General features: G+C 54.2%; 15 protein-coding genes. 10 read left to right on the top strand and 5 right to left on the bottom strand.

The genetic code is table 11. The features are described from left to right. Window positions 1–49: 49 nt before the first annotated feature. Genes QP400_RS00885 through QP400_RS00875 form a run of 3 tightly spaced genes read left to right on the top strand, consistent with a single transcriptional unit; the run spans window position 50 to window position 3,058 of the window. On the top strand, window positions 50–988 hold the full coding sequence (locus tag QP400_RS00885) for a glycosyltransferase (RefSeq protein WP_004805941.1): 939 nt from the start codon (window positions 50–52) through the stop codon (window positions 986–988). After that, entirely contained in the window at window positions 978–1,394 is a 417-nt protein-coding gene (locus QP400_RS00880) for a GtrA family protein (protein ID WP_004805944.1), read from the top strand. The genes QP400_RS00885 and QP400_RS00880 overlap by 11 nt, the downstream gene beginning before the upstream one ends. 35 nt (window positions 1,395–1,429) lie before the next feature. After that, a complete protein-coding gene (locus tag QP400_RS00875; RefSeq protein WP_004805947.1) occupies window positions 1,430–3,058 on the top strand; it encodes a DUF6020 family protein in 1,629 nt (542 codons plus the stop codon). On the opposite strand, the gene QP400_RS00870 is transcribed toward QP400_RS00875, so the two are convergent. Further along, window positions 3,055–3,480, bottom strand: a complete 426-nt coding sequence (locus QP400_RS00870) for a GtrA family protein (RefSeq protein ID WP_004805949.1) — start codon at window positions 3,478–3,480, stop codon at window positions 3,055–3,057. The genes QP400_RS00875 and QP400_RS00870 overlap by 4 nt on opposite strands. A 51-nt stretch (window positions 3,481–3,531) precedes the next feature. Between QP400_RS00870 and QP400_RS00865 the strand changes: the two genes are divergently transcribed. Genes QP400_RS00865 through galE form a run of 3 tightly spaced genes read left to right on the top strand, consistent with a single transcriptional unit; the run spans window position 3,532 to window position 6,194 of the window. After that, window positions 3,532–4,674 carry a 5-(carboxyamino)imidazole ribonucleotide synthase gene (locus tag QP400_RS00865; protein WP_004805951.1) on the top strand — a complete coding sequence of 381 codons (1,143 nt, stop codon included), beginning with the start codon at window positions 3,532–3,534 and terminating at the stop codon, window positions 4,672–4,674. After that, a complete protein-coding gene (purE, locus tag QP400_RS00860) occupies window positions 4,671–5,186 on the top strand; it encodes a 5-(carboxyamino)imidazole ribonucleotide mutase (RefSeq protein WP_004805953.1) in 516 nt (171 codons plus the stop codon). Before QP400_RS00865 ends, purE begins: the two co-directional genes overlap by 4 nt. Continuing rightward, entirely contained in the window at window positions 5,187–6,194 is a 1,008-nt protein-coding gene (gene galE / locus QP400_RS00855; RefSeq protein WP_004805955.1) for a UDP-glucose 4-epimerase GalE, read from the top strand. A 49-nt stretch (window positions 6,195–6,243) separates the two neighbouring features. On the opposite strand, the gene QP400_RS00850 is transcribed toward galE, so the two are convergent. From QP400_RS00850 to QP400_RS00835, 4 genes are all read right to left on the bottom strand, one after another. Continuing rightward, a complete protein-coding gene (locus QP400_RS00850; protein ID WP_004805956.1) occupies window positions 6,244–7,275 on the bottom strand; it encodes an LCP family protein in 1,032 nt (343 codons plus the stop codon). 242 nt (window positions 7,276–7,517) lie between these two features. After that, a complete protein-coding gene (locus tag QP400_RS00845; protein ID WP_004805958.1) occupies window positions 7,518–8,801 on the bottom strand; it encodes an LCP family protein in 1,284 nt (427 codons plus the stop codon). Further along, window positions 8,798–9,154: a DUF2304 domain-containing protein gene (locus QP400_RS00840; protein WP_004805959.1), complete on the bottom strand. Its 357-nt coding sequence runs from the start codon at window positions 9,152–9,154 to the stop codon at window positions 8,798–8,800. The genes QP400_RS00845 and QP400_RS00840 overlap by 4 nt, the downstream gene beginning before the upstream one ends. A gap of 7 nt (window positions 9,155–9,161) precedes the next feature. Next, window positions 9,162–9,839 carry a glycosyltransferase family 2 protein gene (locus tag QP400_RS00835; RefSeq protein ID WP_004805962.1) on the bottom strand — a complete coding sequence of 226 codons (678 nt, stop codon included), beginning with the start codon at window positions 9,837–9,839 and terminating at the stop codon, window positions 9,162–9,164. A gap of 194 nt (window positions 9,840–10,033) precedes the next feature. On the opposite strand from QP400_RS00835, the gene QP400_RS00830 reads away from it, so the two are divergent. Genes QP400_RS00830 through QP400_RS00815 form a run of 4 tightly spaced genes read left to right on the top strand, consistent with a single transcriptional unit; the run spans window position 10,034 to window position 13,913 of the window. Beyond that, on the top strand, window positions 10,034–10,624 hold the full coding sequence (locus tag QP400_RS00830; RefSeq protein ID WP_004805964.1) for an acyltransferase: 591 nt from the start codon (window positions 10,034–10,036) through the stop codon (window positions 10,622–10,624). Next, window positions 10,625–11,725 carry a DegT/DnrJ/EryC1/StrS family aminotransferase gene (locus QP400_RS00825; protein ID WP_004805965.1) on the top strand — a complete coding sequence of 367 codons (1,101 nt, stop codon included), beginning with the start codon at window positions 10,625–10,627 and terminating at the stop codon, window positions 11,723–11,725. Further along, the gene (locus QP400_RS00820) at window positions 11,725–12,711 is read left to right on the top strand and encodes a Gfo/Idh/MocA family protein (protein ID WP_004805967.1); all 987 of its coding nucleotides are present in this window, start codon (window positions 11,725–11,727) and stop codon (window positions 12,709–12,711) included. The genes QP400_RS00825 and QP400_RS00820 overlap by 1 nt, the downstream gene beginning before the upstream one ends. Window positions 12,712–12,749: 38 nt before the next feature. After that, window positions 12,750–13,913, top strand: a complete 1,164-nt coding sequence (locus QP400_RS00815) for a glycosyltransferase (protein ID WP_004805970.1) — start codon at window positions 12,750–12,752, stop codon at window positions 13,911–13,913. The last annotated feature ends 1 nt before the right edge of the window (window position 13,914 follow it).

Raw genomic sequence — 13,914 nt, 5'->3', positions numbered from 1 at the left:
TGCGGTATTGCGAAGATAATTTTGTGTTTGTTGGCCAGAAGGGCTAAATGTGAAAAAGCGTGACCATGTAGCGGTGATTATCCCTTGTTATAACGAAGAAGCCGCCATCGGCCGAGTAGTCTCGGACCTGAAGCAAACTCTTCCGCAGGCAACTATCTACGTATACGACAACAATTCCACAGATAACACTGCCAGTGAGGCAAAAGCCGCTGGGGCAGTGGTGCGCTTCGAAGGTCGTAAGGGAAAAGGCAACGTGGTTAGGCGGGCCTTTGCCGACGTTGATGCTGACGCCTATGTGATGATCGATGGCGACGATACGTACGAGGCAGCGGCAGCGTCGAAAATGGTTGCGAAGCTGTTTTCGGAAGGGTTGGATCACGTCCTCGGATGCCGGATGGATAATCCGGAATCCACCGCATACCGTCCTGGGCATGCGCAGGGCAACAGGTTGTTTAATCGGCTAGTGTCAGGCCTATTTGGAATGCCGGTGACGGATATGCTTTCCGGCTACAGGGTTTTCTCTAGAAGGTTCGTGAAATCCTTCCCCGCCCTCTCTAAAGAATTTGAAATCGAAACAGAACTCACGGTGCATACGATGCGGTTGGGAGTGCCCCAGGCCGAATATCAGGTGGGGTTCAAAGATCGCCCAGAGGGGTCGGATTCGAAGCTGCGGACATTCCGCGACGGTTTCAAGATCCTGGGCACGATCGCGCGCCTGCTAGCGCACGAGCGGCCCTTTGCAACCTTCGGGATAATTAGCCTAATTGCGGCCATCTTCTCGTTGCTCATCGGCGCACCGGTGGTGTGGGATTACATTCAAACAGGGCTGGTGCCCCGCCTTCCATCGGCAGTTCTAGCATCCGGACTTGCAGTGATCAGCGCGCTGTCTTTGACGGTAGGAATGACGCTAAGTGGGGTGTTGCGTGCTCGCCAAGAAATCGCCCGCCTGGCATACCTGCAATATGAGGCACCAGCTGATGGGGAATAAGTGGTTGAAGCCATCGCTAGTGAAGTACCTATTCGTTGGAGTGGGTACTTCATTGATGGACTTTCTTCTATTTTTGTTTTTCTCGTCTGTAATAGGCCTGCCCGAAGTGGTAGCGAATATTTTCTCCACCGCAATCACTATCGTCGCATCCTACTTCGTTAACAATTTCTTTGTGTTCGAATCGAAACGCATTTCCTGGGCATCATTTGTTTCGTTTGCTGGACTTACCCTATTCACAGGAATGGTCCTTCAGTCCGGTGTTATCTGGGCAGTGATGCATATTTCAGGATTTATTTGGCATGGTCCTATTGTTGCTGCTCGGGCGGCTTCTAAAATAGCTGCTATGGCGGTAGGGGCGACCTGCAATTATTTGGGTTATGCCGCCCTCTTCACGAAGAAGAACTAGGAATATCCTCGCGCAGCTGAAAGGTTAGGGCTTCTATGCGAGCATCTCTTAGCAAGGTTTGGGACTTCCGTTATATCGGCTTTGTCCTAGTCGGAGGATTAGCGTTCGCGGTAGTGAACATTGTGGGCCAAATAGTGGCTCACCAGCTCAACCCGGCTGTTCCTGTTGCTAGCCCGTACCGGTTCATAAAGTATTTTTTGCTTGGCGCAATTGCCAGTGCATTTTTAGCATGGGGTGGACGCACTAACTGGGCGGCGCGTAGGCGCATTTTGCCTCGCCTCCAACTGAACCTCAGTGCTTTCGCTATCTTCGTAGCTGCATGGCTAATACCGCTCGTACGTTTTTGGCCAGCAGTGGCAATGAACGATTCTTGGGCAGTTTTCGAAGGGCCATTAGAAGTCTCGAATCAGCACCCCCTCGGATTCGGAATCTATCTGACCGGGCTGACGGCTGTGGGAGAATATCTGTTCGGTAGTCAGGCAGGAGGAATTGCTTTTGCCTCTGTAGTCCAGGTGCTTCTGTGGGCCGCCGGGCTGGTGTATGTGGTAGACGCTCTGAACGTAATGCGCGTGCGCACCCCCCTTGTTGTGGGCTTTATTATTTATGCGGCGTTTTTCCCTGTGGTGAGTGACTACGCAATAGCCCTGGTAAAAGATTCCCCATTCATGCTGGGAATTGCCATGCTCAGTGTCATGCTGGTGAGGATCTTCAATAGTAGGGGGAAGCCTTTCACCCGCCCCGCGTTTGTCGCCCTCTTCGTGGTGGTACTGGTCGTAATAAGTGCCAGTCGAAACAACGGAACATTGCTTGTTCTAATTGCGCTAGTGTGTGCCGTTGGCTGGGCAAAAGGACGTAGAAAAGTTGCGGCCTTGGCGGGTATTGCTGCGTTGGTTATAGGCTCTATCCCAGCAGTCATATCCTCCCACTATGCAGGTCCCCATAAATATGCGGAATCAGTTGGGGTTCCGCTTCAGATGATTGGGTACACGATTAAGGTAAATAGAGGTTGTTTGCCGCCGGATGATCTGGCCTTCTACAGTAAAATTTTCCCGCTCGATCTGTGGGCACATGTCTATGATCCTGTGACTATCGATTCGGTAAAATACAACCCGAAGTTCCAGTGGGGCTACATACAGGAGCACAAGGAGGAATTTCCAAAGCATTTCCTCAGTTCCGCTTTATCTTGCCCGCGTAATTTTGCGCGCGCCTACATAAACCACACCTACCCATACTGGACTGCGTCAGGGAATGAAATCGGAAGTACTACCCAGTCCACTTTTACCCAGTTAGTTAGCAACGAGACCAACTACCAATATGGCTACACTGCAACTTTGCGCAAGCACGGCGTGGTCAATCAATCTCAATTGCCGCAGAAAGCGGACGAGGTGTTTAACGCGAGTTGGCTGCCTGTGCTGAAGAAGACTCGCGGCACAGGAGCATGGATGTGGGGACTAGTGCTAATTTGTGTAGCAGCGCTGCGATATGGCAGAAGGGACGTTCTAGTGTCCCTATTGCCGTCTGCAGTTATCATGGGGACGCTATTTCTTGCCTCTCCTCACTCGCTAGTGTTCAGGTACTCGGCATTCCTTACCCTCACAGTTCCACTAGCGTTGCTTCTGCTGTTCTCTGCTAAAGAGCGGCGCAAAGTCGCGACCCCCAATTAGGGGTTGGGCGTGAAAACCAGGTATTTGTACAGGAAATACCGGGTGATAGTTCCAAATGCCAGCCCCACAACATTTGCTGAAATTGTATCTGCGAAAGCCGATGTGAAGCCCAGTAGATAGTGGCTAATGCAGAGGCATATAAGAGGGGGAATCATGCCGATCACATTGGCTAGAGCGAACTCGAAGGCTTCTTTCACAAGGTTGGCACTGTTGGGCATTTTGAAAGCCCAATTCCTATTTATTGACCAGGAAAAAGCGGTAGCGACGCACACAGCAATAACCTTGCTGAGGAGCGGGAAGAGCCCTAGATAGAGCAATAAATCCAAAACCCCTGTGTCGACGATCCAGGCTAAACCTCCACACACCCCGAAACGCCAGAGCTGACCCCAGTTAGGGCTCATGATTTTTGAAATATATTGCACGTACCCACCTTATGCGAAGGTGTTTCGCCCTCCCAAAGATAGAATCCAAGTGTGAGTGCACCAATTATTGCAGTAGTCGGAGGCGGGCAGCTAGCCCGCATGATGCAAGAAGCCGCCAACGCGTTGGGAATCCATCTGCGGGTTTTAGTCGAATCGACTGAAGCCTCTACAGCGCAGGTGGTTCCAGATTCGCCCGTTGGGCAGGCAGATGATGAAAAGGCAGTCGAAGAGTTGGTAACCGGCGCCCAGGTTCTAACCTTTGAACACGAGCACGTGCCGAACGCCTTCCTTGAAACTTTGCCGGTACCAGTAAGGCCCGCACCTGCCGCGTTGGTCTATGCGCAAAATAAGTTGCGGATGAGGCAGGTAATGGACAAGATTGGGGCTCCAAATCCGCAGTGGGCCGAAGTCGCAAGCAGGGGAGAACTTGCCGACTTCGCAAGCCGGGTAGGTCTTCCTCTAATATTGAAGACTCCTACCGGAGGTTATGACGGTAAGGGAGTCTTGAAGATTCAAGATCTAGCTGAGGCACAGGACTGGCTCGATCGCTTGGAGGACGGGCAAACCCTCCTGGCGGAAGAAGCCGTTCCATTTGATAAAGAATTAGCGGTGCTCCTCGCCCGCCGTCCGTCCGGAGAAGTAAGATGCTGGCCGGTGGTCCAGACGATCCAGGAAAACGGGGTCTGCTCGGTCGTGTTAGCTCCGGCACCCGACCTGTCCGACCAAATTGACCAACAGGCACGGGAACTGGGCGAACGCATAGCTACTGAACTAGATGTAACTGGTGTTCTGGCAGTAGAAATGTTCGCAGTAGGGGACGGCGCAGACACCAAGCTGTACGTGAACGAGCTGGCTATGCGCCCGCACAATAGTGGGCATTGGACCATCGAGGGCTCGATAACTTCACAATTCGAGCAACACCTGCGCGCAGTACTGGATCTGCCCTTAGGAGACACGGCCCCAGTTAGTGATGGTGCGGCTATGGTGAACCTGCTGGGATCCGAACTTGAAGAGCCACGCGAAGCCTACCCCCGTGCGCTCGCGGAAGTTCCCGAAGCCAAGGTGCACTACTACGGCAAAGGGGTCCGCCCGGGACGTAAACTAGGTCACGTTACGGTAGTTGGCGCCGATGCGAGCGAATGCGCTCGGAAAGCTCGTAGGGTTGTCGATATTTTGCAGGGGAAGGAAAAATGAAGGTTGCAATTGTAATGGGTTCAGACTCCGACTGGCCCACCATGAAGGCTGCCGCGCAGGAGCTGACTGCGCTCGGTATCGACTATGACGCAAAAGTTGTTTCCGCTCATCGGATGCCTGCGGACATGATCGCGTTCGGAGCACAGGCAGAAGAGGCCGGTTACAGCGTGATTATTGCGGGAGCCGGCGGAGCGGCACATTTGCCGGGCATGCTTGCAGCAGTAACTCCGCTCCCAGTCATCGGTGTGCCTGTGCCGCTCAAATATCTTGACGGCATGGATTCGTTGCTTTCTATTGTGCAGATGCCCGGGGGAGTACCGGTAGCTACCGTTTCCGTAGGCGGAGCAAAGAACGCTGGTTTGCTTGCGGCCCGAATCTTGGGCGCCGGAGAAGGAGAAGGGGCTCGCAAGATTCGCGAGGCCATGAAGAAATATCAACAGTCGCTGCGCGAAGTAGCCATTGAAAAAGGCAAGCGGCTTGATGCAGAGCTAGAACAGATTAGAGGGGAATAAATGAGTATTTTAGTTGCTGGAGGCGCCGGCTACATCGGCGCGCACGTGGTTCGACTCCTGGCCGACAGGGGCGAGGACGTAGTGGTGGTCGATGACCTCTCTTATGGCAAAGCTGACCGCATCGGCGATGCGAAGCTTGTCGAACTGGACATTGCAAGCGCCCAGGCGCCGGAGAAGCTGGCGCAGACTATGCGTGAAGAGAATGTTAGCGCTGTGATCCATTTTGCTGCGCGGAAGCAGGTTGGCGAATCCGTAGAAAAACCGACGTGGTATTACCAGCAGAACATTGGTGGCCTAGCAAATATGCTTCAGGCTATGCAGGAAGCTGATGTCAAGCAGATGATCTTTAGCTCTTCGGCAGCCGTCTATGGCATGCCTCCCGTAGAGGTAGTCAACGAAGACATAGAGAAGCACCCGATCAATCCATACGGCGAAACGAAACTTATCGGCGAATGGATGATGGCCGACTGCCAGAGGGCGTGGGGACTCCGGTGGATCGGATTGCGCTACTTCAACGTCGCCGGTGCCGGTTGGGATGACTTGGAAGATCCCGCAACGCTAAACCTCGTTCCCATGCTGCTTGACCGCCTGGCAAACGGGGACAACCCGAAGATCTTCGGCACAGACTATGACACTCCTGACGGTACCTGTATTCGCGACTACATCCACATACTGGATTTGGCTGACGCGCATCTTTCCGCCCTCGACTATGTGGCTTCCGGAAAGGAAATGAACTACCACACCTTCAACGTGGGAACCGGCAAGGGCACCTCGGTGCGGCAGATTGTAGATGGGCTCCGCGAAGTCACGGGACTGAAGTTCACTGCAGACGAGCTCGACCGCCGTGCGGGGGATCCGCCGCAGCTAATTGGTAACGCGTCCCGGATTACCGAAGAGCTCGGTTGGAAGGCAAAATACGACGTCTCGGATATCTTGAAATCTGCATGGAAGGCATGGCAGGCGCACGACCGCGCCATCGATGTTGAGGCCTTCAACGCGGACAAGTAGATAGAAAAAGGTGGTTGGGAGAGTCCCCCAACCACCTTTTTTATACCCTTTATTCGTCTACAGACTGGAAATCGGCTTTAGTAAGAGTGCCCTGCTTTACCTTGGAAAAGAACTCCGGCGCCCTCTCTTCGTCTAGGAGTACGGTGGAGCCGGCGCCCTCGACATAGTAGTCGGTGGTCCCAATGGGGGGAATACCGGTAAGTCCGGCAGAAGAAGCGTTCTTATAGGCCAGTCCAAGTTTGGCCAGCGAAATAATCCCAGTGTCCGGGTCAGTAGTTAGCGACTCGGCTACCGCGCCCCCAAGTGCTACGTGCCTGAACGGATTGATAATGGAGGCGGGGGAGAGCCCCTTCTTCAGCACCTGATTTACAACCTGTCGTTGCCTGTCAGCTCTACCCAGATCACCGCGTGGATCGAACTTCCTCATCCTAGAAAAGGCAAGTGCAGTCTTCCCGTCGGCATCATGGCAACCGGCTTTCCAGTCTAATTTAGCCTCCGGATCCTGAACTGTTAGATCCATACAGAGGTTGACGCCACCTACCGCATCAACCATCTGTTCAACTCCGCCCATTCCTATTTGCACGAAATGGTCAACTCTTATTCCAGTCAGTTTTTCAACCGATGTAACTAGGAGCGGCGCGCCGCCATAAGCGTAGGCAGCGTTCAGTTTGTTATAGCCCCAGTCTGGGATATCTACCAGAGTGTCCCTGGGCAAGGAGATAGCTACCGACTGTCCATTGGCGGCCTTGTGGATGAGCATGATTGAATCGGCCCGGTGCCCCTCGGTACCGTCTGGGCCAATGCCGCTCTTCCCCTCGGAGGTATTGCGTTCGTCCGAGCCGGCCAGCAAATAGGTTTGTCCCGACTGCTCGCCTACGTTATCTAAAGCTTCGGTGTGGCCAAGCTTGGAGTTGGCCCATAGCAAGAGGCCTAGCGGCCAACAGATCAGCATCGCGACAAGCGCCAGCACGATCGGTTTAGCAGTGAAGTGGTATCGCCACCTGGGCGCCCGTTTGCGCAAATTGGACAGCCCGTTTGGATTTTTTGGTCGGGGCCGTACCTGCGGGGGAGTGCCTTGCACCGGTCGCCTTTGCGTGCCAGGTGCGAATGACTGCGGGGAACTAGTAGTCCTTCTTGCACGCGATGGCGCGTACGAGGGCGGGACCGTTGCGGAGGAGGGAGAATATCGGTCTTGGCGAGGGGCACCTTCGGTCGCGGAGTTTGGTCGATACGTATTCCGCGGAGCAGGTCTGCCGCTAGAGCCTGCAGCAGAGCTAGTGGTAGGACGCCGCCGCTTCTTCGGTTGGAAGGAAGGTGGTGTACTCACGGTTCGCATTTCTCCTGTGCGGCTTTGTTGGAGTCTTCTACAGCTGCTCCCACGGGGGAGGAAGTCTCTGTTGTCGGCGTTTCGCTCGGGGTGGACTCGGATTCAGTTGGCTCTGGCTCGGACGATGAAGGAGCCGGCTCCGGCTTGGCTGACTCTTCCTTCTTCGGAGTCTGCTTGGGCGCGGGAGGTTGAATCACGTAAGTCTTCGAATTTCCATCGCGAACCGACAAGCCGGTAGGTAGGTCAGTATCTTTAATGAGCGCTTCCCACACCTGCTGGGCCTGGTCAGAGAAAATGACTCGATCCGGATCTAGCGGGTAGGGCTCGTTGGGAGCCGTGGCAAAGCGAACATTAGCGGGATCGATCGACCTCAGAGAATTGCCGAACCCGCCCAGCGCTGCGAGCGATGAAAAGCCGGAGGAAACTGTAAGCGAAGAGAGCCCCGCCTTAGTGAACCCGTACAGCGAAGATAGGTCTGTCAAAAGATTCTTCTTTAGGGCCGTGCGGATCATAATCCCTAGGAGGCGCTGCTGGCGTTGGATCCTCGAGAGATCTGAACCATCGCCAATGTAGCGCAATCTGGCGTAACCAACCGACGCCTTGCCATTCAGGTGGTTGCAGCCCTTCTTTAGATCAATGTGGGCCTGCTCGTCGCTTATATCCTCATCAAGCCAGAGCTTTAGGCCGCCAAGTGAATCGACCATCGAGGAGAAGCCATTGAAATCGGCAAGCACATATTCGTCGATCCGAACGCCCGTGTTGGCCTCTACAGTTTTCTTGGCACATTCGATGCCCGCTACGGTATCCGAGTTGCCAGCTGCCTCACTGAATGCGCTGTTAACTTGGCCAAAGCTTTCCTCTGTTTCGCCGCCGCCCTCGGTTTTACAAGACGGCAGATCAACCATTGTGTCGCGAGGGATAGATATGACGGAAACAGATTTCCTGTCCTTGGCAATGTGGGCGATCATCATGGTGTCTGAGCGCATGCCCTCGACTCCGGTGTCTTCGCCCTCGCCGGATTTGCCGGAGCGAGTGTCCGAGCCTAAAACAAGCACGTTTACTGCCCGTCCCGCGTAGTGATCGTAGGGAAGGAAGCCCCCGCGACCGCCCGCAACGTTAAGCGAATTGTTCAAATCCTGGTAGAACAGTATGCCTGCTGTAACGAGGAATACTGCAAATGCCAAGATCGCGATCCCAATCCGCGTTGGCCAGCTGCGCCCTCTGGGTAGCTTTGATGCATGCGTTGGGTGGTCACGATACAATGCGTGCCTATTAGTCATCGCTCTATACTATTGCTCGATTCAGGTTTTTGGGCGTTCATGATAGCTAGTTCACGTGCTAGTTTTGTGATTTTGCGCTGCTGAAAGTGCGACCGTTTCGACTGGTAAGCCAGCGAGGCGAAGAACGCGATAACAAGCAGGTATAGCAACAGGTCGGCGCCACGCTGAACCCCAACCATGGCTGCCACCTTCGAGGTGATGGATGGCCACAAAATGGCAATAACTGCGAGTAGTGCGAATATCGAGATGGAAAGGCGCCGCAGGGCGAGTTTCTTGTCTGAACCTTCGCGGGAGCGGATCAGTAGTACGGCTACGGCAAGGATTCCGACGATAAGAATTACTTTAATCAGCATGGTTTCCTCAGTGAAGCAGAAGGTCAGTGACGATATTGATGGAATTCAGCAGGGACTGTCCCTTCGCCCGTGAATAGTCCGTGTAACGAATGTGAACCGGCAACTCGGACCAGGGGAGTTTGGTGGCGGCAAGTTTGCTCACAATCTCGCTTGCGTGAGCCATCCGGTTTTGGTTCAGATAAATTCGCTCCACAGCGTCGCGGCGCAAAGCGCGTAGACCATTGTGCGCGTCGGTGAGCTTCAGACCGGTCTCAATGCGAGTGACGAATGCGGCGGTCTTCAGCACTAGCTGCTTGATCTTCCCGGCCTCGATATTGCCGCCTAAGAAACGGGAGCCAAAAATTATGGCCTTGTCGTTTTCTTCGGCGTACTGGACCATCGCTAGGGCATCGGAAGTTTGATGCTGTCCGTCGGCATCAAATGTCACAACATACTTGCCGTTAGTTTTGCGAAGAAAATACGAAAACCCGGTCTGAAGGGCTGCCCCCTGCCCCATATTGATAGGGTGGGTGAGCACTGTAGCGCCAGCTCTTAATGCTTCCTGACCAGAGTCGTCTGTGGAGCCATCATCTACACAAATAATGTTGGGAAACACTTTTAGGGTGTCCCGAATGACCTGGCCAATTACTTCGGCCTCGTTATAAAGAGGCATAACCAGGTACGTATTGGTAGTGAGAGAAGACATGGTAACAGTGTTGCACAAGTTCCGTTAAAACTGCTTGACAAAGAGGGCGTGCCCCTGGTGAAAAGTGTCATGCTGACATGCCCCTTGCCAGGTGAAGGCTGATCTAATGTGGCCTCTAGGCGGTTTGTCATAGTCGTATTTAACGAAAATAAGCTAACGTGTTTGTGTAAATAGTAAGGCCCAAGGGGAGGCTCATGGTTCGGATAGTTGACACTGCAGACGTGTCTGATGAGGCAAAGATTGGCGAAGGCTCTTCGATCTGGCATCTAGCCCAGGTACGTGAACATGCAGTCCTAGGTGAAAATTGCGTCGTCGGCCGTGGGGCTTATATCGGCGAGGGCGTGCAGCTAGGAAATAACTGCAAGGTGCAAAACTACGCGCTGGTATACGAGCCCGCCAAGATTGCAGATGGCGTGTTTATCGGTCCAGCTGTCGTACTTACGAACGATCACTATCCACGGGCGGTCAATCCAGATGGCTCGCTCAAATCTGCTTCTGATTGGGAGCAGGTAGGAGTAACTATCGGACAGGGCGCTGCAATTGGGGCTCGTTCGGTATGTGTAGCTCCAGTGAAGATCGGGCCGTGGGCACTGGTTGCCGCAGGCTCAGTAGTAGTAAAAGATGTACCTGCTCACGCGTTAGTTGCGGGAGTTCCTGCCAAACAGATCGGTTGGGTAGGAAAAGCAGGGGTTAAGCTTGAAAGTGTTTCAGAAGGATACCGCTGCCCGCAGACAGGTATGCTTTACAAGGAAGAAAACGGCGAACTGACGGAGGTTTGCGAATAAATGTCTAAGGAATTCATTCCTGCAGCCAAGCCACTAATTGGCAAGGAAGAAGAAGAAGCTGTCCAGCGGGTGCTGGAATCCGGGATGGTCGCACAGGGCCCTCAGGTCGCAGCTTTTGAAGAGGAGTTCTCGGCCCAGATGGCCAAGGGAGCTTCCTCCTGTGCAGTCAACTCGGGTACCTCGGCATTGCACGTTGGTTTGCTGGCTGCCGGGATTGGTCCTGGCGACGAAGTTATTGTTCCTTCGTTTACGTTTGCGGCTACCGCTAACTCGGTAGCAATGACCGGCGCCAAGCCGGTATTTGCTGATATCGAGGCCGACTACTTCAACCTCGATCCGAAGCATGTAGAAGAGCAGATTACCGAGCACACTAAGGCCATCATGCCGGTGCACCTTTATGGACATCCGGCCAAGATGGAGCAGATTGTAAAGATTGCTCAGGAACACAACCTCTTCGTCTTTGAAGACTGTGCTCAGGCGCATGGAGCCACCTTGAATGGCAAGCAGGTTGGTACCTTCGGTGCGTTTGGTGCCTTCAGCTTCTACCCGACCAAGAACATGACGGCCGGTGAAGGCGGCATGATCACTACCTCCGATCCAGAGGTGTTGCGTCGTGCCAAGATGATCCGTAACCAGGGCATGGAAAAGCGTTACGCGAATGAACTGGTTGGCGTCAACAACCGTATGACCGACATTAACGCTGCGATCGGCCGCGAACAGCTCAAGAAGGTTGGCGCCTGGACCGAGACTCGCCAGCAGAACGCGAAGTACCTCTCTGACCACATCGAGGGCGTGATTACTCCTAAGGTCATGGAAGGGGCAACTCACGTCTACCACCAGTACACGATCCGTGTTGAGTCCGATCGCGATGGCTTCCAGCAGGCTCTGAAGGACGAGTACCAGATCGGTTCCGGTGTCTACTACCCGATTCCGAACCACAAGCTTCCTTCTTTGGCCGAGTACGCGCCGAATTTGGAGCTGCCTGTCACGCAGCAGGTGGCGGAGCAGTGCCTGTCGCTGCCGGTACACCCGTCCTTGGATCAGGAAGATCTGGAGCGGATCGTCGAGGCAGTCAATAAGCTCGCTCAGGCAGGTGCATAGTGGCTAACCTGCGTTACGGCCTGATCGGCCTTGGCTCCATGGGGCGCCACCACGCCCGCAATATCCGTGCCCTAGAGGGCGTGGACCTGGTAGCCGTGGCGGATCCGTATGGCGATAAGTTTGGAGTTGCCGGAGACCTGCCGGTGTTGCCAGACGTCGAGGCTTTGATTGAGCAGAACCTAGACGCAGCCATGGTTGCTGTGCCTACCGCTTTCCATGCCGAGACCGCATTGAAGTTGGCAGCTGCTGGCGTTCACACGATGGTAGAAAAGCCGCTTGCCTCTTCGATCGAAGATGGCGAGGCCATGGTAAAGGCATTTGAAGAGGCGAATCTGGTTGGCGCTGTAGGTTACGTTGAGCGCTGCAACCCTGCCTTGCTCGAAATGCGTAAGCGCATCACTGAGGGCCAGCTAGGGAAGGTTTACCAGATCTCCACTAGGCGGCAGTCGCCGTTCCCGGCGCGTATCTCGGATGTCGGAGTTGTGAAAGACTTGGCAACCCACGATGTCGATCTGACCGCATGGGTAGCCGATTCTGCCTACGAGACCATTTCTGCGCAGACCACCTATAGGGCAGGGCGCGAATTTGAAGACATGGTTATTGCTTCTGGCAAACTGAAGAACGGTATTCTGGTCAACCATACTGTCAATTGGTTGAGCCCCTTCAAGGATCGCACCACTGTTGTTCTAGGAGAGAAGGGTGCCCTGGTAGCCGAGACCGTCATGGGAGATCTGACCTTCTACGAGAATGGCAAGGCACCTCTTGGCTGGGATCAAATCCGGAATTTCCGCGGCGTATCCGAAGGTGAAGTTACTCGTTACGCCCTGCAGAAGCGGGAACCGCTCGCAGTCGAACACGAGCATTTCCGGGACGCCATCCTAGGTAAGGCCGAAGAACACGTCACCATGCGGGAAGCATTGACGACGATGAAGGTCATTCAGGGGATTTTGGACTCTGCCGAATCCGGCAAGGCTGTCTCCTTCTAAGCTGCCAGAAGAGGGAAATATTGCACTCTAGAGGATCTATGAAGTCGATCAAGCTAGTATCGCGCATATTCTCTCCGGAGGTTGCAGCTGCTACATTGCGCCTCGATGCAGTGGTGGAAGCACTACTGCATCGAGGCTGCGCTGTTAACGTCCTGACAACTACGTATGAGCGCACCGGCAGTGAATCGAAAGGTGCCCTTCGGATAAGTAGATGGCCAGCATTGCGTGATTCCGAGGGCTACCTGCGGGGCTACGTGCAGTACGCATCTTTCGATGTCCCGCTGCTAGCGCGGCTGCTCTTTTCTAGGTCTGCCAGTGCCGTGTTAGTAGAACCTCCTCCAACAACGGGAGTGATGGTTCGCATTGCAAGTTTTCTGAAACGTGTGCCCTACGTCTACTACGCTGCTGATATTTGGTCTCGCGCAGCGGACGGAACGGTTCCTTCAATCGTGTCGAACACGTTGAGGGCGATCGAAAAATTCGCGATTCGAGGCGCGGCAAAGGTCGTAGCGGTTAACGAAGATGTCGCTTCCATTTGTCGGCAAATGGGCGCTAGTGACGTACGAGTCGTGCCGCAGGGCGTAGATACGACAGTTTTTTCCAGTTCGGGTGAGGTTCCCACGCCGGCGCAGAAAGCAGCCATCGGACTGGGGGAGCGGCCATATCTGCTTTACGGAGGTAACGCTAGCGAGGTTCACGGAGCCGAGATCTTTTTGGGCGCCTTTGAGCAAATAGTCGACCAAGTAGATTTCGATTTGGTGTTCTTCGGTAGGGGCACTAGCTGGCAAGCGTTCGCGGAACGCTCCAATACGGGGAAGCTACGAGGACGAGTCCACGTAAATGGCCTTATCGCGCCCGGTGAACTAGCAAAGTGGTTACGAGGAGCGAAGGCTTCCTTGGCCTCTATTCACCCCGATAGTGGCTACGAACTGGCATACACTACGAAAGCACTGTCGTCCTTTTCTTGCGGGACGCCGTTGCTCTACGTAGGGCAGGGGCCAACGGCGCAAGATATCCGCGATGCCCATCTTGGGATAGTAGCCGGCTATGACGCTGGCCAAGTAGCTAAGGCGATGATTACGGTAGCCGCCGAGCAATGGCCGCGTCAGCAGATTCGCAAATGGGCCGAAGAAAATAAGTCGATCTCTAGCTCTGGCATGCAGGTAGCACAGATTCTGCTAGAGGCATCTAAAGAAGGTTAGT

This window comes from Winkia sp. UMB3158 (assembly GCF_030217145.1).
Classification (GTDB): Bacteria; Actinomycetota; Actinomycetes; order Actinomycetales; family Actinomycetaceae; genus Winkia; species Winkia anitrata.
This window is presented reverse-complemented; position numbering and strand designations above follow the sequence as displayed.